Origin of the sequence: Silvibacterium dinghuense, assembly GCF_004123295.1 — a bacterium.
GTDB classification, from domain to species: Bacteria; Acidobacteriota; Terriglobia; order Terriglobales; family Acidobacteriaceae; genus Silvibacterium; species Silvibacterium dinghuense.
The window spans coordinates 226,082-246,357 of sequence record NZ_SDMK01000003.1; the positions used below are offsets into that span (position 1 = coordinate 226,082).

Genomic DNA, 20,276 nt, shown 5'->3' on the forward strand with positions numbered 1-20,276 from the left:
CTCGATAAGCAAGGACGAAAGTGCCCCACTCAAGCTCTGCCTGGGTGGGAAGGCACAATCCACGCACCGGCAAGCCTGTGCACTCACGAAAGCGAAGAGCCGCAGGTCCCTCCACTTCGGTCGGGATGACAATGTATTTGCTATTTGTTGCAGTGGCCGTTACAGCGAAATCACCCGGTGGCCGGGACACTCCTGCGCGGCGTGCTCCACTAGCTCTGCAGCCAGCTCCATGCCGTACTTCGCGAGGAACGCCGCCGCACCTACCGCCCGCTCCTGCAGATGCTGATCGGGATAGAGTGCGAGATAGATCGCGTCCACGTGCTTCCGGAGGCTCGCTTCCTTCTGCAGCTGAAAGTTCGCAGCCATGCGCCGCAGACGGTTCATCTGGTAGCGCATCTTGGAAGCAGCCACGCCGGCTGAGCGCCCGAGTGAGTCATCGAGCTTCGTCATCCACGCGGTGACCTCGTTGAGCTCCGCATCGAGCGCGTTGCCGGCCGCAGCCAGCTTCTGCTTGCCCTCGATCGGGATGGCCCGCGCCCCGAGCCGCGCGGCCAGCTCTTCAGGCCGCTGGTGCAGCACATCGTCAACAGACAAGCCATGCTGCTTCATGACCTCCGCAATCGCCGGCTCGACCAGCGTCGCGCTCAGGCGCGGCAGGACAGCCGTGGTGCGGCCGAGAATCTTTTCATAGAGCACCTGCGACTGCGCGAAGTAGGCAATCTCCGCCGGGCCGCCGATGTAGGCTGCCGTCGGCAGGATGAAGTCCTGGAAGACCGGCCGCAGCAGCGCATTCGGACTCAACCGTTCGGGCTCAGCCTCGAGAATCGCCAGTAATTCCGCGGTGGTATAGCTCCTTTTGCCCGCCGTCCAGACGTCTCCCTCGCGCCGCTTCAGCGCCAGCCGGATGCCATTCTCCCCATGGCCATCCTTATCGATCAGAAAGAGCAGGCTGCTGTTCGGATTCACCAGCACCTGCGCCGCGTAGCCGTCCGCCTCGAGCCGCTTGCCGCGCTCGAGCAGCGCCGCCTCGAGCTCCGCCGCCCGCTCGATGCCCGCGCGCAGCACCGGCGCACCCAGCGCATGGAAGCCGCGCGACGCCGCATCGATGAGCACCAGTCCGGTTCCGGCAAAAATCTTTGTCAACAGCTTGCCGAAGGCCTCGGCATAGGTCGCATCCGGCGTGTATGACGCCTCGATCGCATCGAGCACGTCGGAGGGGCCGAGCAGTCCCGCAGCCTCTTCGAGCACGGCCGCAATGCCCTCACCCAGCTTTACGCCGCCGACCGGCTTGCCGGCAGAACCTTCCACGTGCGCCAGCTTCAGCTTCAGCAATTCATGCTTTGTCGGAAACGAGACGTGATCGGCCTCTTCGAGGTCGTGGTCCTCGGTCGCCATCCAGAAGATCGGCACCGCATTGGCCTCGCGCGCCTTGCGAATCGCCGTCGCCGCCTTCAGCAGCGTAAAGAGCGGTCCGCCGAAGAGCGTCACCTGCTGGCCGGTAATGACAGCCGCGGCGCCTTCGCGCAGCCGGGCAATGTTTGCCAACGTCTCCGCACCGGCACCGAAACCGCGATTCTGTTCTTCCAGCAGATCCGCAATCCCTGCACGCACGGCCGCGTCGATCGTCACCGGCCTCTTGGCCCAGTCCCGCGACCATGGCGTTGCCGAGTAATACGGAGCCATCGGCTCACGGTGCTCGGCGTAGGCGAGAAAGAGCCGGCTCAGCCGGGGAAGGATCGAGATTGGATAACACTCGGTGTGCAAAACGGCGGCTCTCCCTCAGAACTTCGGTTGCTGCTTCTCTCTGCTCCTGCGTTATTGCGCCGGCTTCAGTCTCTCACGAAGGCGCTTCCCCCTCGTCCGCGGCTCCGGTTTCGCGGCTCCGGCCTGCCTGTCCTCCTCCAGCGCTTCTGCCAGCGCCGGCCGATTCCGTACCGGCAGTGCAGCCAGCGCCTCGCGGGCCAGGGAGCGATATACGGCCGTGAGAATCGGATGCGCCGCAAGCGCCTGAAGATGCAGATGTATTGTCTCCGCGTCCCCGCGCGCGAAGGGTCCGCTGAAGCTGTTCTCCGCTCCACGCGCCGCCACGTTGCCGACCGTCGGCACAGCCAGCGCGGCTACCCAGGCCTTGGCCGTTTCCTCATCAAGACCCGCCAGGCGTGCCGCGTCCCTTGCTGCCGTCAACGCCGCTACCAGCAGCGGAGAGGCCATGGTTGCCGCTGCGTGATAGAGCGCCTTCTTCTTTCCATCCACCACGAAGGGCACGCCGCCGAGCCGTTTTACGAGTTTTTCAATCGTGCTCCGCGTGGGTCGATCTGCGGCTTCGATCCCGAACAGCACGCCTTCGAGCGGCACCGCTTCACGCGCCGGAAAGGTCATCACCGGATGCACCGCGGCCACCCGGGCTCCAGCCTGCCGCGCTGGCTCCAGAACCACCGAGGACAGCGCCCCGCTCGAGTGCATGACTGTTTGCCCTGACAGGTTGCCACGGCGGCGAACCACTTCCTGCGCCACCCCGGCAATCGCCCCATCCGGCACACAGAGCCAGATCAGCGGCGCGTCGAGCCGTGCCCGGCTCCAGTTCACCACCCGGCCGCGCACTGCGCGCCGCCCGACCACCTCCGCCACCGGCACACCGGCGCGGCGCAGCCCTGCTTCGAGCGAAGTGCCCCAGTTTCCCGGCCCGATGATGGAAATCTCTCGCAACGGCCTTGCCATCCACAGGATGGTACCGTAAGAGCTGAACTCTAAAGACCTGCAGGAGAGCAAAGATGGCGAAGAAGAACGCAAAGGCAGCCGAGACCGTAACCACCGTAAAGGGCAGCCTGAAAGTGAACTCTGGCAAGCCCGCCGAGGTCACCTCCTCCGAGATTGCCTATTCCGGCCCGCTCTTCAATGTCCTCAAGGAACAGGTCAAGGAGCCTGGTCTCGAAACCAGCATCGGCTCGGTCGAGCGCGACATCATCCGCCACAATGGCTCGGTCGTGATCCTCGCCGTCGATGAGTCGAAGTCGAAGAAAGATCCCTACATCGTGGTGGAGCGCCAGTATCGCCACGCTGCCGGGCAGTTTCTTTATGAGGTTCCTGCCGGCAAGGTGGATGCAGGCGAAGAGCGCCTGGCCGCGGCCAAGCGTGAACTGATCGAAGAGACCGGCTTCCGTGCCAAGAAATGGACCAAGCTCGCCCGCTACTATGCCAGCCCCGGCTTCCTCGGCGAGTGGATGCAGGTCTATCTCGCCGAAAACCTCACCCTCGGCGACGCCGCTCCGGAAGCCGACGAGCGCATCCAGCTCTTCCTCGTTCCGCTCTCCGAGCTGCTCCGTCTCATCGACACCGGCAAGATCCAGGACGGCAAGACCATCATTGCCGTGCTCCTCTATGCCCGCCTGCGGCAGGCGCGCAAAAAGGCATAACCGCGAAGAAGCGATCTCACCTGTTTACACAGGGTTACGCGTTTTTCCCATTTTCCTGCGACAATCGCTTGTTTTCAGGGAAAACCAAAGCGCGAAGAGTTGCGTCTTTATGAAGCAAGCAGGTTGGCACCCCAATCGGCATCTGTTTCTTCAGGAAGGGCAATCGCTCGTGGCTCAATATAAGGGTAAGGTCAAGTGGTTCAATAACGCGAAGGGATATGGCTTCATAGGACGGGATGACGGCCCTGATGTCTTCGTGCACTACAGTGCAATCCAGATCGACGGCTATAAGAGCCTGAAAGAAGGCGACGAAGTCGAATTCGATATCGTACAGGGGCAGAAAGGCCCACAGGCGGACCAGGTCACCCGCACCGAACAGATCGCCTGATCCATCCTCCCTTCCGGCGAATTTCGCGGATACCGCGTGTCCTCGCCAGCAAGGCAGTCCTTCATGCGTACACGGAAGCGATTCTGTCGATAGCGAATCGGCCGGACTACGATCTTCCCGTCCTCGTTTCTCAGAAAAGACCCCGGCTTTGCCCGGGGTCTTTTCTTTGCCCATAATTTGCCCGTAACCCGTCCACCTCTCCTGGACCCAGGCAGCAGAGGCAGACGATCTTGCTCGATAATGTCCATGGACTTTACCGCTTATGGATAATCGCTCCATCGCCCAGCTCCTCTCGGAGACCGCCGACCTGCTCGAAATCAGCAGCGGCGATCCCTTCCGCATCCGCTCTTACCGCCGCGCCGCCGAGGCGGTCGAATCGACGACCGTGCAGATCAGCGCCATTGCCGGCGATGCAAAGAAGCTGCAGGAGATCCCCGGCATCGGCAAGGGTATGGCCTCCAACATTCAGGACATCGAGAAGACCGGCAGCCTGCCGCTGCGCGATGAGCTGCTGCAGAAGTACAAGCCCACCATGCTCGAGCTCCTGAAACTGCCCGGCATGGGACCGAAGTCCGTCGCGCTCTTCTGGGAGGCGCTCCAGGTCGCCTCCGTCGATGAGTTGGAAGCCGCCATCGCAGCCGGCAGACTCAAGGACCTGCCCCGCTTCGGCGAGAAGCAGATCGAGAAGCTGCGCAAAGGCATCGAGGACTACAAGAAGAACAGCGGCCGCTTCCTGATCGACACTGGCGAGGAGGCTGCCGAGAAGCTCATCGCCTACCTGCGCGAATTCCCCGGCCTCACCACGATTCAGCCGGCCGGCTCACTTCGCCGCGGCCGCGAGACGGTCGGCGATCTCGACATCCTCGTCACCGGCCCGGCCTGCGCCGAAGATAAGGTGCAGGCCGCGGTCGATTACACCGCCGCCTATCCACCGATTGCGAACCTCATCGCCAAGGGGCAGAACAAGGTCAGCTTCATTCTGCGCAGCGGCCTGCAGGTGGATGTGCGGCTGTTGCCGGAGGCCTCCTACGGCGCAGCACTGCAGTACTTCACCGGCTCGAAGATGCACAACGTCTCCATCCGCCAGCGCGCGCTCAAGCGTGGCTACACGCTGAGCGAGTACGCGCTTGCGAAGGTGGACGATGGATCGTTCGTTGCCGGCGCGACCGAGGAAGACATCTACGCCGCGCTCAGCCTGGCATGGATTCCGCCCGAGCTGCGCGAGAACAACGGCGAGATCGAAGCGGCGGAGAAAGGCACGCTGCCAAAGCTCATCGAGCAGTCCGATATCCGCGGCGATGTGCATATGCACACCAACGCCACCGACGGCCGCAACACCATCCGCGAGATGGCCGAGGCGGCGCTGGCGCGGGGCTACGAGTACATCGCCATCACCGACCACTCGAAGAACCTGGCCATGACCAACGGCCTCGACGACGCCCGTGCCCTCGAGCACGTGCGCCGTATCCGTGAAGTCGATGCCGAGATGGAAGGCCGTATCCGCGTCTTCCCCGGCATCGAGGTCGACATTCTCGGCGACGGCGAGATCGACCTCGCCGATGAAACGCTGGCACAGATGGATGTGGTTGTGGCCAGCGTGCACACGCTCTTCAACCAGCCGCGCGAACAGATGACCGAGCGCGTGCTGCGCGCCATCGAGAACCCTTATGTGCGCATCCTTGGCCATCCCACCGGACGGCTGCTGCTGCGCCGCGAGCCCTTCGAGCTCGACCTGCCGACGGTGATGCGCCGCGCCGCCGAGCTGGGCGTCGCCATGGAGCACAATGCCTATCCCGACCGGCTGGACCTGAGCGACCGCGACCTGCGGCTGGCCAAGGAGCTAGGCTGCAAGATCAGCGTGAACACCGACTCGCACCACACCAGCCACATGGAGAAGATGCGCTACGGCATCCGCCAGCTCCGCCGCGCATGGCTTACCAAGGAGGACGTCCTCAACACGCTGCCCGCGAAGCAGTTTCTTGCCGCGCTGCGTCCGCGTCCCTAACGATCGCATTTACGCAGCGATAAGGCAGTTCTAGGCAGTATCCACATATGGCTGTATTGGAATAGCGGAGTGAGTCCAAAGTTGTCATTCCGACCGAAGCGTACCAGGGTCCCCGGCGCGCCTGCATCTGGCGCGCTGGGGTGGGGTAGCGGAGTGGAGGAACCTGCAGTTCTTCGCTGGTACGGGTGGAAACCGCAGGTCCCTCCGCTTCGCTCACCTTTGGCTCGCTTCGGTCGGGATGACAGTTTGCGTTATGGCTATAAGCTATAAGTGGATACGTTCTAGGTGGATGGCCCCGATGCGACAGGGTCCACCACCACCTCGGTCCCGCCATCGGCATTGCCTCCGCCATTCCCGCCCGGGTCCGGCCCTGTGCCCCCTGGCTGGCCACCAGCCAGGTCAGGACCGGCGTCCGGCGTCACCACATTCACCACCGGTCCTGTTACCTGCGGAGCGGCTACGATCGGCGGCGGCTCGGCGCGTGGCGGCCTGTCGCCGGCCAGCCGGATATTGATCAGCTTGTTCACCGCATCGAACCAGAATGGCGCACCCAGCGAAACGGCAATGCCGGTGAGTCCCCATCCGGCCAGGTGCAGCACCCAGCTCCAAGCGATCTCCAGCCGGTCATCCCATGACCCGCCTTCGAGCGTCTTCCCGGCATATCTCCAGTACTTCGCCGTCTGGTGGTAGCCCACCGGGATGTACCGCTCGAGATGACCTGTCATCTCGCTGCGCGCATCCCTGTATCGCTCGTCGGTGCACCCGCCGGCATCCCTGCAGCTATACATCTGCGCGGTCGTGGTCAGCACGGTACGCGCGTCTTCCGAGCTCCACAGCTTCTCGGTGATCGAAAACAGATTCGCGTTGCACAGCACGGCCAGCGCGATGCCCAGGTAAAGCAGGATGGTCTGTGTGTTCTTCTTGTATAGCCCGTTGATGCGGTCCATCGTGTTGTCGTACCACTGCTCGAGCGCCAGCGTGGATGCGCCGGCACGCTGCTCCGTTCCCTCCAGCACCGCCTGCAGGCGCCGCTTCAGGTCCACATCGTCGACCTTCTCCACCAGGCTGTGGAGCGGGGCTCCGCGCATGTTATGCCGCTCGGCAAGAATTGCGATCAGCACGCGGCTGAAAAGTGTGGAGGGGATGTACGACGGCCGCGATGCTGCTGCGCCACCCTCCTGCTTCCGTGGCGATACCTTGCCGTCGTGCAGCGTCACCGTAACGCGCGGAGCAGAAAAAGAGATGGTCTGAATCAGCGGATGCGCAAAAAACTCCGCGGCCACGCTCTTGCCCAGCATGTTGTCAATGGCGCTGGCCAGCGAGGCCGCCCGCCGCGAGGTAAACGACGCCCACAGCTCCTGCAGGTGCGAGGCGATGATGCTCAACATCAGGCACACGACCGAGATGCCGATCGCTACTCCCAGAACCCGTTCCATTCCAGCTCCTTGCTATCGATCTGCTGAGCGTTACCCATCCTCGCTCGTGTCCGCCCGCTGCCCCTCCACGTTCGGGGAGAGCTTCTCCATCAGCAGATTCTCGACTTTGTGCTTCTGAAGCATGGTAGCTGCAGCGATCACCGGCTGCAGCAATGCCGCGCCAGGCACCTCTGCCAGCAGCGGTCCTTCGATCGCCCGGATACGCGCCATCGCCAGCCCGGCAATCTCGCCCACCTTGTCCCTGCTGATCTGCATCCGCTTCGGCTGATCGATCTCCGGAGCGGCGGTGCCCACCAGAGGAAGAATCCGCAGCCACTTTACCGCTTTTCCGCCGCCATCGAGGATCTCCGGCGTTCCCAGAGGTGCCCCGCAGCCCGCGCGCGCCAACACGGCACGTTTGTACTTCCCCGCTCCTGCCAGCCCCGCTGCCATCACCGGATTCGTCTCCGGGAGCCGGAAATAGGTATCGAGAAAGCGCTGGCAGTTATAGCGCCCCAGCAGAAAATCATGCGCCCGAAAACCGCGCTCCATGAATCCGCCGAAGGCGCTCAGCGTGCCGCACTGCAGCGCATCCTCATCTCTCTGGCCGGGATCGGAGGGCGCGATCACGAAGCGGCTGAAGGCGCTCCCGTCGGTCAGCACCGAGAGGGACTCGCCCAGAAACCTCGACTGCGACATCATCACCGTAAAGAGCTTTCCCAGCATCCCGAAGACGGTCATCGGCGGAGGGTCAAAAAAGGTCTCGTCAAAGCGGTCGCGGGTAGGAAACGGAGCCACGGTGAGCACGGCCGCATTGGCCTCCTGCGGCAGCCGCGGATTGGACCGCACACCATCGATCGTCTCGAAGGCCGGATTCCGCGCCGCCAGGTAGTCATGCACCAGCTCGCATGGATCGTTGTCCGTCACCCCGCCGTCGATGTTGAAGGTGTCGATGGTTTTCAGCGGCGGCTTGCCGGGCTTTGGCTGCGGCAGGTCCGGCGGAGGCAGTGGCACCGGCGCTTTCGCGCCTACCGGATACCACAGCGGCGTCTCATAGTCCGTAACGCGCCGCGTCAGCCGGCGCGGAGCAAGAAACAATGGAAAAGCACCGGTGGCCTTGGCCGCCGCCTGTAGAAACTCCCAGTCGGTCTTCGCCTGCGGGTCCTGCACCGGCACGGGATAGGCATCGGACGCGGCAGGCGCGGCCCCTCCGCGCACCACCTCGAAGCGCACCCGGTCGCCATAGTACGTGGTGTACTCTCCGTCCGTGCCCGTGGCGCTGCTGTAGAGTGGATACGTCATCCCGCGCACATTCGTCGTGGTCAGAAACAGCGTCAGGTCCTTCGCCACATATGGCCGCTCCACCCTCTGTCCGCGGGGCACCAGCGCATAGGCCGCAATTTCATCGATGATGGTCGAATCGAGCAGCGAGGCCAGCGGCTGCCCCGGACTGAGGTCGTTCGTCCCCAGCAGCTGGCGGATGTCGATCCGGTTCACCCATGCCTCGTAGAAGACGTTGCTGGTGCCGGTTTTCGGCTGGTTGCCATCCATCGTGTCGGTGATGTGCTCGAATTCCGAATGCAGCATCACCGAAGCAATGGCCGCGCACATGCCTCCGGCGGAAGCGCCGGAAAAACCGTCGATCATCACATCGTGCAGTGGCACCACCCCCTCGAACTCATCCGGCGCATTCTCGTCGGCCAGGTGCGCCCGGAAGGCATCCTTCTGCGCCTGCCACTGCTCCAGCGCCTCGATGAGAAAATCCAGCACGCCGGCGGTATACGCCCCGGCCGAAACCGCTCCCGCCATGTTGATACCGAGATGAAATGCCTGGTCCTTCCACGGAACACCCATGCAGCCTCCAGCCACGAACAGGAGACAGGGCTCCCGGCCGGGATCGGTGAAAGAGAAAATGGGGGAAGTCGGTGGAAGTATCGGCTTCTTTCAACCGGGATGTCGAGTTCTTTTCTCGCCGCAAGGATCGGCGCAGGCCGGTTCTCCATCACCGAGGTAACCAGTCCGCGCACGGTAAACTCTCTATGTATCCGAAAGGCTCTTTCGCATGGCAGAAGACTCCAGCACCGGCCGTTCCCTGTTCATCGTCATTGCCGCATTCGTTCTCGTCTCGCTGGCCATCGGCGCCTACGCATACTTCAACCGCACGGCACCGGCCAGTTCCGGTGAGGTTCTGAGCCTCAACCTCTACCCCATCCATCGCGATCTCTCGACGCCCGGCTCGGTGAACGGTCTCGGCGGCCAGGCCGACCTCTACGACGAGATGCTGATCTTCGCCGACGTCCGCATCCGCAACCTGGCAAAGACCCCTCTCATCCTCGATGACATGTGGGCCACCGTCGACCTCGGCGACAGCGAGCAGCGCAGCACCGCCGTCTCGCAGTCCGATTTCGACAAGGTTTTTCTTGCCTATCCCGATGCCCACGCCTTCCACAAAGACCCGATGCCCCGCAATCTGAGCCTTGCGCCCGGTGAGCAGCACGAAGGCCTCATGATTTTTCATTACGAAATCCCGAAAGCGCAGTGGGATGCCCGCAAATCCATGGACCTGCACATCAGCTTCAAGAATCAGAACGATCTGGTGATCCCGGCACCTGCTCCAACCGCAAAATAACGGCGGCTCCCGCGAGTCAATCCTGACAGGGATGTCATTTCCGTACTTTTTCCTGTCACCGACCCTCGCTACAATCGGCGCATGCCCATTTTTAAGGTCATCATCCTGGCCATCGTCCAGGGACTCGCCGAACTCCTGCCCGTTTCCAGCTCCGCACACGTCGTGGTCGCGGAAAAGCTCATGGGCCTCGACCCGTCCTCGCCGCAGATGACCCTGCTGCTGGTCATGCTCCACACCGGCACCATGTTCGCCGTCATCGTCTACTTCTGGAAGCAGTGGATGCAGGCCTATTTCGATACCGCCGAGCACTTCAAGAAGATTCTCGGCCGGGTCATCGTCGCCACTCTGCTCACCGGCGTCATCGGCGAGGCCATCATCAAGGTGCTGGAAAAGACCGTCTTCAAGGCCACGCCGCATGCCGAGATCGAAGACCTCTTCAGCCATCTTGAGATCGTCGCCCCGGCCCTGGCCGCCGCCGGCATCCTGATCCTCATCGCCGGGATCGCCCGCCGCAACAGCTCGCACAGCGCCCTGACCTCGACACCCGAGGTCACGATGGGGCAGGCCGGCGTCATCGGCGCGGTGCAGGGACTCTGCCTGCCCTTCCGCGGATTCTCCCGCTCCGGCGCTACCATCTCCGCCGGCATGCTCGCAGGCGCAGCCCGCGCCCGCGCCGAGGTCTTCAGCTTCGCCCTTGCCGTGGTGCTCACCCCGCCTGTGGTTGCCCGTGAGGCGCTGCGCCTCAAGCATGCAGGTGCTGGAGCCATGAGCGGCTCGCCCGTGGCCATGAGCCTGCTCGGCATGGTCTTCGCCTTCCTCGCCGGACTGGTCGCCCTCAAGTGGCTCAGCCAGTGGCTCGAGAGCGGACGCTGGTACCTCTTCGGCATCTACTGCCTGGTCGCCTCGGTCGTGGTCTTCCTGCTCCACCAGCACGGCTACTAGAACTGAACATGTGAAAGAAGCGCAGGGGCGACGGTGTGACCGTCGCCCCTGCGCTTTTCCCTCACCCTAAGCACCGACGGAACGTTCATTCCCGGCCGCTGTCTGCTCGAATCCGCACTTCGTGGCCGGCCTTCACCGTCTGCACATCGCTGTCCGTCAGCGTCTTCAGAAACGCGATCACGTCGTCTATTTCCGCGTCCGTCCACACCGGCGCATCGCCCTGTTTGCGGGTCAGCGGCTCGTCGATGGTATCGATATTGCCACGCAGCCTGGGCGGCAGGTCGTTGAAGACATCGACCGCTCCGCTCGCCGTGCGCGGATACCAAAGACCTGGGTCGGTGGCGCGGCTCACGTAGAAGCGCAGCGCGTCCTTGAGGGTGTGAAAGCGGCCATTGTGAAAGAACGCCCCGCGTGCAGCCACGTTGCGTAGCGTCGGCGTCTTGAACAGGCCGCAGAAGGCTGTCTGCGCAGCCTGATCCTTGCGCAGCGGACCGCACAACCCCATGTCGTAATCATCCGGTGCGGCATTGGCGCGCAGCTCCGGGTTGCGCGGCACACCGAGGGCCTCGAACTGGTAGTCGGTGAAGATGGGATGCGCGCCGTTCACCCCCTTGCGGTCCAGATGGCAGGTGGCGCAGTTGCCGCGTTTGGGGTCGTCAAAGAGCGCCAGCCCGCGCTGCTCCTGCGCAGTCAGCGTCGCCTTGCCGTCGAGATAGGCATCGAACCTGCTGGTATAGGGATGAAAGCTCGGGTCGTCGAGCTGAAACCGCTCCAAAGCCGCCAGCAGCGCGGTAAATGCAGCCTCCGGGTGATCGAAGATTTCTGCGCCGAAGAGTTTGCGGAAATCTCCGGCATACGCAGCGTGTCGCAGCTTCGCGACCACCTCCTCGCGGCTGCCGTTGGCCATCTCCTGCGGAGCCAGCAGAGGAAACGCCGCCTGGTCACGCAGCGAGTTGAAGCGGCCATCCCAGCCGAAGCCGCCGGTGGGCGGCTCTTCGCCCTCGCGCAGCCGTTCGGCCACGTCGGCAATAAACTCCTTGTTCCATCGCGGTGTGCGGTTCAGCGTGTAGCGCAGCGAAGGCACGGCGCGCGGTCCCTGGCGATCGAGTCCCTGGCCGCCCAGCTGCACCGCTAGGCCGTTCGGCGGACCATAGGCATGCGCCGGATCATGACAGGTGGCGCAGGCCATGCGGCCCGAGCCGGAAAGCGATGGATCGAAGAAGGCCTTGCGGCCCAGTGCCGCGAGCGCGGCGGGATTCTGTGCGGCGATGCCGGATGTGGTGTCCGTGGCCGCGCCGGCACGCGCCTTTAGCAGGACCGCGGCTGCCAGCGCCACGAGAAAGATTGCCGGAAGCTTCCGGGCGTGGGCCTGGAAGCGAAATTTTAAAAGTCGGAACATAACCCGTTCAGGCAACACACAAACGAAGTTGTCATCCCGACCGGAGCGTAATGGAGGGACCCGCAGTTTCCACCAGCTCCGGCAGGAAACGCAGGTTTCTCCGCTTCGCAGGACGATACTACCGTCCTGCTCCGGTCGAAATGACAATCGCTTGCATGAGTTCTATATCGATACAGCTTAGAAGGGGAGCTTCACATACGGCGTCTCGCCGTTGTTGCCCGGTTCATGGCTGCGACCCGTGCCCGCGCCGCTCTCGAAGATGTCTTCATCCTCGCCGATCGTGTCCAGGTGATAGCTGGTCCTGCGATCGTCGGCCGCGTAGCCGATGTGGTCGAGATGGAAGATGTCTTCGATGCTGCGGAGCATCGAGTAATGGTTATAAGGCGTGTCGGAGGTGCTGCCCGCCTTGATGAAGGGCGAGAGCAGCACAGCGCCGATGCGGTCGCCGCCGTAGCCGTTGAACACCAGCTGCTCGAGCAGCGAAGAGGTATCGACCAGCGTCAGCGTCGCAGGACGCACGCCGCTCAGGTTCGCGCCCGGCTGCTGATCGCAGCAGGTCTGCCCCGTATAGTTGATGGACACCACTTCCTGCCCGCTCGCGTTCTCACTGACGCTCTCTGTGGCGTAGTTGCTCTCGTCGAAGGTGATCAGCAGCAGGCCGTCCTGCTTGAAGGCCGGTGAGTTGGTGATCTGCGGCACCCAGGTCTTGAGGAAGGCGTCGGCCGAGGTCAATCCGCCGGGCTGGCCATTGGCGCAGGTGGTGCCCGTCGCGCCGGTGCCGCTGCCGTCGTGGCCGTCATTGCACAGGTTGGGCGTGATGAAGACCAGGTTCGGCGTGGTGTCCGCGCTCTTGAGGTCGCTGGCCAGCGCGTTCAGGTTGACCACATGCTTGCCGCAGTAGGCCTGATCGTCAATGATCGAATGGAAGTACATGAAGGGATCGTGCCGGGTGGCGTAGGCGTCGCCGAGCGGCACCGAGCTGCTGGGCGCCACGGCGCTGTTCGTGTTGTCCGTGCCAACGCCAATGGCCGGATGGCCGCAGGTAGCGCTTTCCCGGGTCGGATCATTGCCCATGTCTTCCATATAACCGCGCCAGCTCAGGCCCGCCTTGTCGAGCTGCCTGGGAAGATTCGGCACGTCCTTGGCATAAATGCAGCCGCCCTGCGCCACTACCTGCCCCTGCGCCGCCCAGCCGGTCTGGTCCACGTTGTTGTAATTGCCGATGCTCGAAGTCAGGTTGGGAATGCAGTCGTCATCGGTGTCCTGCGTAGGCGCCTGGCCGCTGATGAGCGAGATGTAGTTGTCGAGCGAGACATGGCCCGTGCCGTAATACTGCGTCAGCAGCGCGCCTTCCGGCACCAGCGTGTTCTGCAGATAGGGGTCCTGCGTGCTCGAGCCGAAGGTCACCGCGTAGTTCTTGTTTTCAAGCACGATGACGAAGACATGCTTCACGCCGGCGGCTGCAGTGGGCACGCGGTGCGAGTCGCCCTGCGCGTCGTGGTTCGAAGATTGGCTGGATTCGGCGGCTGCAAACTGCGGCGTACCGAATGCCAGCGCCGCGGCGAGACATCCGCAGGCCGCCCGCTCGAGAAAGCTGCGTAACATTTTCTGTTCCTCCCTGAAAAGACAGCAAAATAATTCAGATTGCGTCGCAATCTTTGCAGCGCAGGTACGAGTCATGGGTTACAGCAAGGTGAAAACTTGCCCGTGTCGAAAGCGTTTTCTGGAATAAGGAATCTGGAGAGAAAAACGACGCAAACCGAGTGTCTGCATGCGGCGATGGACGAAGAGCAGCCCGCAACTTCCACTCCTGTCATCGTCCTGATCCCCGTCTGGCATGCTTTTGCCAAACGGTGATCAAAGGATCTGGAGTTCAGGAGCGTTCTTTCTGCTACGAGTTTCTGAGGCCCTAATTTGTGCTCACCGGCACAGGCGCCGACTTCGGCGTGGAGATGTATCCCCGCACCTGGTTCTTGTCGATGCTGTTCACCACCAGCTCATACAGGTTGTTGTCTTTGCCGGTGTAGAACTGGACCGGCTCGTTGAGCCCGCGGTCCTTCTTCTCGATCTTCTTGTCGTCGGCGTAGACCTCGAGCGTGTAGCGGCTGTGCTTGGCGTCGGCCTTCTTCAGCTCCAGGCTCACCGTCGAGACCGGCTTGCGCTGTCCCTTGTCCAGAGTGAATTCGTAATAGTTCCGGTCACCTTTGTGCTTCAGAATCTCGAGCTCGTCGTGGTTGGTCGCGATGAGGCCACTCTGCACGCCCATGTCGCCCTTCATGCTCTGCAACTGCGCTTCATCCGACTTGAGCTGCGTCTGCGTATTGCCAAGATCGGTCTTCACGCCTCCCACATCGGTCTTCACGTTCGAAACATCGCTCGAAACCGAAGAGACAGCCTTCTGCGTCTCCTTCTGCTCCGTCTCGAGCCGCGCCGCGTCGGACTGCTGACGGCGCAGCAGATCGTCGGCGCGCATCTCCAACTGCTTCTGCGTCAGCCCCAGCGACTTGCCCAGCGTATCGCTGGTCACCTTCAGCCGTGCGTTGGTCTCGTCCAGCGCGGAACTCAGCTTGTCATTCTGCTGCTGCGCCTGGGAGAGTTTTGCCTCGGCATTCGTCAGCCGTCCGGAAAGGTAATAGCTCCAGCCCAGGCCGCCGACTGCCGCCAGCACGGCCACAGCCAGAAGGACCAGAAACAGTCCCGAATAGCTCCGCGGTTCTCCGCTCAACGATGTTTCTTCACTCATTGCGTTGCACCCTTTCTCTTACAGACGGACGATCTTCGGCGCGGGTTCCTTGTGCGACGAAACCGCCGGCCGCCAGTCCGGTAAAGACCGTACCGTGGCCGGCATGCAGTGAGCATAGCCGGTCAGCCTCCACTCCGCCAGAGTCCAAATCGGCGCGTCCCCTGCAGCACGACATACAATAAGACGTGTGAACCATACCGAAATTGCCATCGTCGGTGGCGGCATCATCGGCCTCTCCCTTGCACTCGAGCTGGCAACAAACGGCCGCCAGGTCACAATCCTGGAACGGGAGAGCGCTGCCTCCGAGGCTTCCTGGGCCGCAGCCGGTATGCTCGCCGACTCGGACCCCGAGAATCCCGCTGCGCTCCAGCCGCTTTCGCGCCTCAGCCGCAGCCTCTGGACCAGCTTCCGCCAGCAGGTGGAGCAGCTCTCCGGCCACGCCGTCCCGGTCCGCACCCGGCGCACCCTCCAGATTGCGCATCATCTCCCCGAAGGCTTCACCGAGGCCTCGCGGGAAGAGATCGACGCCGTCGCTCCCGGCCTCACGGCTCCCTGCAAAAGCATCTTTTTCCTGAACGAGGAAAGCATCAATCCCCGCGATCTCGTTGCCGCACTGCCCGTGGCGGTGCGCGCTGCCGGCGTCACGCTCCTCGAGCAGACTCCGGTCCAGTCCGTGCGCAATCATACCGAAGGCGTCGAAATCGTCACCCCGGACGGCAACTGGCTGGCCGGCCGCATTGTCTACGCCACGGGGGCCTGGGCGGGCAATCTTCCCGGTCTTCCCGCCACGCCCCGCAAGGGCCAGATGATCCAGGCGGCTCTCGATGCTCCTCTCGACTGCGTTCTGCGCACGCCGGATATCTACATCGTGCCGCGCGGCCATGGCCGCTTCGTCATCGGCGCAACCGTGGAAGACGCCGGTTTCGACAAGCAGGTCCACGAGAACGATATCCAGGCCCTGCTTCGCCGGGCGGCCGCGCTCTGGCCCCCTGTCGGCAACGCTGCTGTGGTCGAGACCTGGGCCGGCCTTCGCCCCGGTTCGCCTGACCTGCTCCCCATGCTCGGCCCGCTGGAGGAAGAGCGCGGCGAGCAGCGCGCCTGGGCCGCAGTCGGACACTATCGGAACGGCATCCTGCTAGCGCCCGGTACCGCGCGCCTGCTCTGTGAAATGCTTGAGAATCGCCGGCCCAGCATCGATCCCGCGCCTTTCCGGTGCGACCGGTTCGCGCTCTCATCCGTCCAATCACAGTGTGTTCCTGTGCAGGTGTAACAGGCCCCGGCACGCGGCTCAGGCCGCATGACAATCGTATGCAGACTGCGTTATAAACGTCTGTTGACTCTCATTTGCCCGCGCACCCTCTTCTCCAGGCGCCGTTGGTTCGATCTCGGGCAATCCGGCATCAGATAACAGGAGAAACGGCGCGAAAACCGATAAGGATTTCATCCGTAACTTTTCAGCAAGAGGAGCAGAGAATCGTATGGCGACTGCGGTGGCAGCGAAGGGACTTGAAGGGATTGTGGCGGCTAATTCCGGCATCTGCTGGATCGACGGCGATGCGGGTGTGCTGGCCTACCGCGGCATCGACATTCACGAACTGGCGGAGAAGTCCACCTTCGAGGAAACCACCTACCTCCTCTGGAACGGCAAGCTGCCGACCAAGTCCGAGTTGGCCGACTTCAGCAAGAAGCTGGCCGAAGCCCGTGAGCTTCCTCCGGCCATCCTCGACCTCATCAAGGCCTTCCCCAAGACTGCGACTCCGATGGAGGTGCTGCGCACCGCCGTCTCCGCGCTGAGCATGTACGACGCCGACGAAAAGGCCGTCGATCATGACTCCAACATCCGCAAGTGCTTCGCGCTGACCGCCCAGATCCCGATGATCGTCGCCGCCTTCGATCGCATCCGCAAGGGCAAGGATGTCGTCCCGGCCGACAAGTCGCTCTCCCACGCAGCACACTTCATCTGGCAGCTTACCGGCGAGAAGCCCTCCGAAACCGCGACCAAGACCTTCGACGTCGCGCTGATCCTGCACGCCGACCACGAGCTGAACGCTTCGACTTTCGCCGCGCGCGTCATCGCCGCGACCCTCTCCGACGTGCACTCGGCCATCACCGGCGCCATCGGCGCGCTCAAGGGACCCCTGCACGGCGGCGCGAACGAAGCCGTGATGCGCCTGCTCTTCGAAATCGACCAGAAGGGCGCGGACCCGGTCGAATACGTGCGCGAGATGCTCGCCGCCAAGAAGAAGATCTCCGGCTTCGGCCACCGCGTCTACCACACCGAGGACCCGCGCGCGACGCACCTCCGCCGCATGTCCGAGGCGCTGGGCAAGGCCGACGGCAACCCCAAGTGGTATGAGATGTCCCGCAAGATCGAGCTCTTCGTGAAGGAAGAGAAGAAGCTCAACGCGAACGTCGATTTCTACTCGGCCTCGACCTACACCACGCTGGGCATCGATCTCGATCTCTTCACGCCGATCTTCGCCATCAGCCGCATCTCCGGCTGGGCTGCGCACGTCATCGAGCAGCTCGACGACAACCGCCTCATCCGCCCGCGCGCCGAATATATTGGACCCGAATACCCGGCCAAGTACATCGCCATCGAAAGCCGCTAAACGAAAACTTCACATCGCAACAAGAAGGGCGTCCGCAAGGACGCCCTTCTTGTTGCAACCGTGCAAGCTCGCGACCAGCGGGAGCGCCAAAGCCCTTAAATAGCAACGGAATGCGCCGAAGGCGCCTATCGCTGGACGCGCAGTCCTACATCGTCGCCCCTGGCCGGCTCGCCGGCGGAATGATCGCATTCATGCGCAGATATTCGACCATCTGCCCGTAGTGATCCATCGAGTGCGCAGCGGCAAAGGCGGCCATCGAAACCCGCGTCGACTGGAAGGCCTCCGGCCCTTTCAATGCCAGAAAAGCGTTCTGCGGAGTAATCGAGTTGATCGCCGCGTGCGCATAGACATAGCTGTCCTTGAGCGCCTTGACCAGTTCATCCTTGGTCTTCAGGCCTTCGAGCGTCTTTGGATCGATCTCGCCCGCGACGCCCCAACCATGGAAAAACTCATAATTGGCCTGCGCCAGATGCTTTACCTGTTCACCGAAGGTGCGCACGCCTTTGAAGTCGCCACCCGGAACCGCAGGCGCAAAGTCATACTTGTCGGCCGGCATCGCCTCGGCCGCTCCCATCACTTGCTTTTCCATGATAGAGAGCACCGCGTTCAGGCTTGCGCTCGGCGCCAGCGGAGTTCCCTCCACCGCCATCTTCGGTTGAGATTTCTCCTGGGCCTTGCCCGTCATCGGCAGCAACAGCATGGCGCAGCACGCCGCCGTCATCAGACAACACTTTCTGATCATTCCCGCCTCCCAAACTGCGCAGCAAGCCTATCAGAAAGCCGCGTGGCAGGCGTCCAGCAAGCGTCAAACGAGCGTCAATTCCACATTCAGCGCGCGGATGCTTTCGGCGGCTGTTTCCGGCAGCTCGCGGTCGGTAATCACATGATGCAGCGCGGAAATCGGCGCAATGCGGGAGAGGCTGCGCCGCGAGAACTTCGTCGAGTCGCACACCGCCACCACGCGCCGGGCAGCCGCAATCATCGCCCGGTTCACGCGGGCCTCGAGGAGATTCGGGGTGAAGAGCCCGGACTCCACATCGAAGGCATCCACGCCGAGAAAGAGGATGTCGGCGTGCATCTCCTTGAGCACATCCTCGGCAATCGGCCCCACCATCGAGAAGGAATTCCGCCGCAGCGAGCCGCCGGTCAGGATGATCTCGAAGTTGGTATTGCCGAGCTCCGCCGCGATATTGATGCCGTTGGTGATGACCGTCAGCGAGGAGAAGCGCCGCAACCCCTGGGCAATCGCCGCCGTCGTCGTACCTGAATCCAGCATGACGCAACTGCCGTCGGTCACCAGCTTGACGGCCGCAGCCGCGATGCGCTGTTTCTCCGCCGCCCGCTGCTCCTGCTTCTCCTGCAGCGAGGGGTCGAAGAGCGCGCTCGACGATGGAGGAAGTGCTCCGCCATGGCTGCGCTGCAACAGGCCCCGCTCCTGCAGGGAGTCCAGATCCTTGCGGATGGTGATCTGCGAGACGCCGAAGTGTTGCGAGAGATCGCCGACGATCACCCGCCCTTCCGCCTGCAGCATGGCGAGAATGTGTTGGCGCCGCTCCTCGGCCATCAGCGAATCGCCATCAACAGAAGCAGCACGTCGTTGCGGTTGGGTCATCTTTTTCATGAGAAAGCGCAGCAATGTACCGGTATTCATCACCGGACATGAAGGCTATGCTACTTGCCGCTGCTATAGGGAGCAAGCCGAGATTGCACGCAAACCCCGGCTTGAGCTCCGGATACTGCCTTTACCGGCTGGTTTCGACGGGAAACGGAAACGCCCTCTCTTCGAAAAAATGCTTCACCAGCCCGGGATTCCGAAACGCATCCGTGCCCCCGGGCCGCTGGGTCGAAAGCGCTCCGGTGATATTGCCGGCGTATGCGCAGCTCTTCAGGTCAAGGCCGCGCAGCCACGCAGCCAGAAAGCCTGCGTTGAAGCTGTCGCCGGCGCCGATGGTATCCACCGGCGTAACCGGCGTCGCCTCGGCCACAATGCGTCCCTCACGCGTCTGCACCACCGAGCCCCGCGCCCCGCACTTCACGACCACGCAGGAGGCCAGCTTCCCGATCGCCTCCAGCGCCTCATCGAGGTTCGGCTTGCCGGTGATGCGCAGCAGCTCCTGCTCGTTCGGGAAGAAGAAATCCACCAGCGGCAGCAGCTCCTCGAGCGGCGCGCCCCACTGGTCCGCCGGATCGTCGTTGGTATCCAGGGAGAGCGTCACCCCGGCATTCTTCAGCTCGCGGAAGAGCGCGGGCAGCCCCGGCGCCAGAGCCGTCTGCAGATAGAGCGACGACACGTGCACATGCCGGGCCGATTTCAGATAGTTCAGGTCGAGATCGGCTACTGCCATCTCGGCCATCGTGCCCTGGTAGGTCAGGATGTGCCGCTCTTTGCCATGCGGCAGCAGCAGCGTCACGCCCGTCTTGATCCCGCGCCTGGAGTGAAAGCACTGCGAAAGGTCCACGCCGCTCGCCCCCAGCCGCTCCAGCGCCAGGCGGCCGAAATCATCGCCTCCCGTGCAGGTAATAAAGCCTACCCGGGCCCCCAGCACCGCAAGATTATGCGCGAGGATCGCCGACGAACTGCCCAGCGTCACGGCAAAATCATCGCCCAGCAGCTCGCGTTCCAGCGGCATCTCTTCCGGCAGCCCGGCAAGGATCAGGTCCAGATTGATCTCGCCGGGAACAATCACATCGAATTGCTTCATCGTTTCAGTCATTTCTTTCTGTTTTACT

At 62.9% G+C, this 20,276-nt stretch carries 17 protein-coding genes; 7 read left to right on the forward strand and 10 right to left on the reverse strand.

Annotated features, from left to right (window positions below; genetic code table 11):
• Positions 1 to 159 precede the first annotated feature (159 nt).
• Positions 160 to 1,764 (reverse strand): bacillithiol biosynthesis cysteine-adding enzyme BshC, encoded by a 1,605-nt coding sequence (bshC, locus tag ESZ00_RS14940; protein WP_129209111.1) that lies wholly within the window; start codon positions 1,762 to 1,764, stop codon positions 160 to 162.
• A 51-nt stretch (positions 1,765 to 1,815) separates the two neighbouring features.
• Positions 1,816 to 2,706: a Rossmann-like and DUF2520 domain-containing protein gene (locus ESZ00_RS14945; RefSeq protein WP_164981538.1), complete on the reverse strand. Its 891-nt coding sequence runs from the start codon at positions 2,704 to 2,706 to the stop codon at positions 1,816 to 1,818.
• A 65-nt stretch (positions 2,707 to 2,771) separates the two neighbouring features.
• Here ESZ00_RS14945 and ESZ00_RS14950 point away from each other — a divergent pair, with 65 nt between their 5' ends.
• The 3 genes from ESZ00_RS14950 (at position 2,772) to polX (ending at position 5,806) form a co-directional block, all read left to right on the forward strand.
• Positions 2,772 to 3,413, forward strand: coding sequence for an NUDIX hydrolase (locus ESZ00_RS14950; protein WP_129209113.1), 642 nt, complete (start codon positions 2,772 to 2,774; stop codon positions 3,411 to 3,413).
• Between the two features lie 169 nt (positions 3,414 to 3,582).
• Positions 3,583 to 3,801, forward strand: coding sequence for a cold shock domain-containing protein (locus ESZ00_RS14955; protein WP_129209379.1), 219 nt, complete (start codon positions 3,583 to 3,585; stop codon positions 3,799 to 3,801).
• Positions 3,802 to 4,063: 262 nt separating this feature from the next.
• A complete protein-coding gene (gene polX, locus ESZ00_RS14960; protein WP_129209114.1) occupies positions 4,064 to 5,806 on the forward strand; it encodes a DNA polymerase/3'-5' exonuclease PolX in 1,743 nt (580 codons plus the stop codon).
• A gap of 281 nt (positions 5,807 to 6,087) precedes the next feature.
• Here polX and ESZ00_RS14965 read toward each other — a convergent pair whose 3' ends face one another.
• The gene (locus ESZ00_RS14965; RefSeq protein WP_129209115.1) at positions 6,088 to 7,242 is read right to left on the reverse strand and encodes a hypothetical protein; all 1,155 of its coding nucleotides are present in this window, start codon (positions 7,240 to 7,242) and stop codon (positions 6,088 to 6,090) included.
• A 30-nt stretch (positions 7,243 to 7,272) separates the two neighbouring features.
• Positions 7,273 to 9,075: a patatin-like phospholipase family protein gene (locus ESZ00_RS14970; RefSeq protein ID WP_129209116.1), complete on the reverse strand. Its 1,803-nt coding sequence runs from the start codon at positions 9,073 to 9,075 to the stop codon at positions 7,273 to 7,275.
• Between the two features lie 208 nt (positions 9,076 to 9,283).
• On the opposite strand from ESZ00_RS14970, the gene ESZ00_RS14975 reads away from it, so the two are divergent.
• Both ESZ00_RS14975 and ESZ00_RS14980 read left to right on the forward strand, forming a co-directional pair.
• Positions 9,284 to 9,850: a hypothetical protein gene (locus ESZ00_RS14975; RefSeq protein ID WP_129209117.1), complete on the forward strand. Its 567-nt coding sequence runs from the start codon at positions 9,284 to 9,286 to the stop codon at positions 9,848 to 9,850.
• Positions 9,851 to 9,931: 81 nt separating this feature from the next.
• Entirely contained in the window at positions 9,932 to 10,792 is an 861-nt protein-coding gene (locus ESZ00_RS14980; protein ID WP_129209118.1) for an undecaprenyl-diphosphate phosphatase, read from the forward strand.
• Positions 10,793 to 10,877: 85 nt separating this feature from the next.
• On the opposite strand, the gene ESZ00_RS14985 is transcribed toward ESZ00_RS14980, so the two are convergent.
• The 3 genes from ESZ00_RS14985 to ESZ00_RS14995 all read right to left on the reverse strand — a co-directional run bounded on the left by ESZ00_RS14985 (position 10,878) and on the right by ESZ00_RS14995 (position 14,934).
• On the reverse strand, positions 10,878 to 12,191 hold the full coding sequence (locus tag ESZ00_RS14985) for a cytochrome-c peroxidase (RefSeq protein ID WP_129209119.1): 1,314 nt from the start codon (positions 12,189 to 12,191) through the stop codon (positions 10,878 to 10,880).
• Between the two features lie 177 nt (positions 12,192 to 12,368).
• Positions 12,369 to 13,796 carry an alkaline phosphatase family protein gene (locus tag ESZ00_RS14990; protein WP_129209120.1) on the reverse strand — a complete coding sequence of 476 codons (1,428 nt, stop codon included), beginning with the start codon at positions 13,794 to 13,796 and terminating at the stop codon, positions 12,369 to 12,371.
• Positions 13,797 to 14,100: 304 nt separating this feature from the next.
• Positions 14,101 to 14,934 carry a hypothetical protein gene (locus ESZ00_RS14995; protein ID WP_129209121.1) on the reverse strand — a complete coding sequence of 278 codons (834 nt, stop codon included), beginning with the start codon at positions 14,932 to 14,934 and terminating at the stop codon, positions 14,101 to 14,103.
• Between the two features lie 187 nt (positions 14,935 to 15,121).
• On the opposite strand from ESZ00_RS14995, the gene thiO reads away from it, so the two are divergent.
• Positions 15,122 to 16,204, forward strand: a complete 1,083-nt coding sequence (gene thiO, locus ESZ00_RS15000) for a glycine oxidase ThiO (protein WP_229741341.1) — start codon at positions 15,122 to 15,124, stop codon at positions 16,202 to 16,204.
• 208 nt (positions 16,205 to 16,412) lie between these two features.
• Positions 16,413 to 17,546 (forward strand): citrate synthase, encoded by a 1,134-nt coding sequence (locus tag ESZ00_RS15005; RefSeq protein WP_129209123.1) that lies wholly within the window; start codon positions 16,413 to 16,415, stop codon positions 17,544 to 17,546.
• A gap of 145 nt (positions 17,547 to 17,691) precedes the next feature.
• Here the strand turns inward: ESZ00_RS15005 and ESZ00_RS15010 are convergent, their stop codons facing one another.
• The 3 genes from ESZ00_RS15010 to ESZ00_RS15020 all read right to left on the reverse strand — a co-directional run bounded on the left by ESZ00_RS15010 (position 17,692) and on the right by ESZ00_RS15020 (position 20,248).
• On the reverse strand, positions 17,692 to 18,288 hold the full coding sequence (locus tag ESZ00_RS15010) for a DinB family protein (protein ID WP_129209124.1): 597 nt from the start codon (positions 18,286 to 18,288) through the stop codon (positions 17,692 to 17,694).
• 63 nt (positions 18,289 to 18,351) lie between these two features.
• Entirely contained in the window at positions 18,352 to 19,158 is an 807-nt protein-coding gene (gene agaR, locus ESZ00_RS15015; RefSeq protein ID WP_129209125.1) for a transcriptional repressor AgaR, read from the reverse strand.
• Between the two features lie 130 nt (positions 19,159 to 19,288).
• Positions 19,289 to 20,248, reverse strand: a complete 960-nt coding sequence (locus ESZ00_RS15020; RefSeq protein WP_129209126.1) for a carbohydrate kinase family protein — start codon at positions 20,246 to 20,248, stop codon at positions 19,289 to 19,291.
• Between the last annotated feature and the right edge of the window lie 28 nt (positions 20,249 to 20,276).

Bases quoted from the DNA above. Each gene is read 5' to 3' on its own strand.
- agaR (WP_129209125.1), bottom strand. From the start codon at position 19,158: ATGACCCAACCGCAACGACGTGCTGCTTCTGTTGATGGCGATTCGCTG.
- ESZ00_RS15010 (WP_129209124.1), bottom strand. From the start codon at position 18,288: ATGATCAGAAAGTGTTGTCTGATGACGGCGGCGTGCTGCGCCATGCTG.
- ESZ00_RS15020 (WP_129209126.1), bottom strand. From the start codon at position 20,248: ATGAAGCAATTCGATGTGATTGTTCCCGGCGAGATCAATCTGGACCTG.
- ESZ00_RS14965 (WP_129209115.1), bottom strand. From the start codon at position 7,242: ATGGAACGGGTTCTGGGAGTAGCGATCGGCATCTCGGTCGTGTGCCTG.
- ESZ00_RS14990 (WP_129209120.1), bottom strand. From the start codon at position 13,796: ATGTTACGCAGCTTTCTCGAGCGGGCGGCCTGCGGATGTCTCGCCGCG.
- ESZ00_RS14985 (WP_129209119.1), bottom strand. From the start codon at position 12,191: ATGTTCCGACTTTTAAAATTTCGCTTCCAGGCCCACGCCCGGAAGCTT.
- polX (WP_129209114.1), top strand. From the start codon at position 4,064: ATGGATAATCGCTCCATCGCCCAGCTCCTCTCGGAGACCGCCGACCTG.
- ESZ00_RS14995 (WP_129209121.1), bottom strand. From the start codon at position 14,934: ATGAGTGAAGAAACATCGTTGAGCGGAGAACCGCGGAGCTATTCGGGA.
- ESZ00_RS14980 (WP_129209118.1), top strand. From the start codon at position 9,932: ATGCCCATTTTTAAGGTCATCATCCTGGCCATCGTCCAGGGACTCGCC.
- ESZ00_RS14950 (WP_129209113.1), top strand. From the start codon at position 2,772: ATGGCGAAGAAGAACGCAAAGGCAGCCGAGACCGTAACCACCGTAAAG.
- ESZ00_RS14970 (WP_129209116.1), bottom strand. From the start codon at position 9,075: ATGGGTGTTCCGTGGAAGGACCAGGCATTTCATCTCGGTATCAACATG.
- ESZ00_RS15005 (WP_129209123.1), top strand. From the start codon at position 16,413: ATGGCGACTGCGGTGGCAGCGAAGGGACTTGAAGGGATTGTGGCGGCT.
- ESZ00_RS14975 (WP_129209117.1), top strand. From the start codon at position 9,284: ATGGCAGAAGACTCCAGCACCGGCCGTTCCCTGTTCATCGTCATTGCC.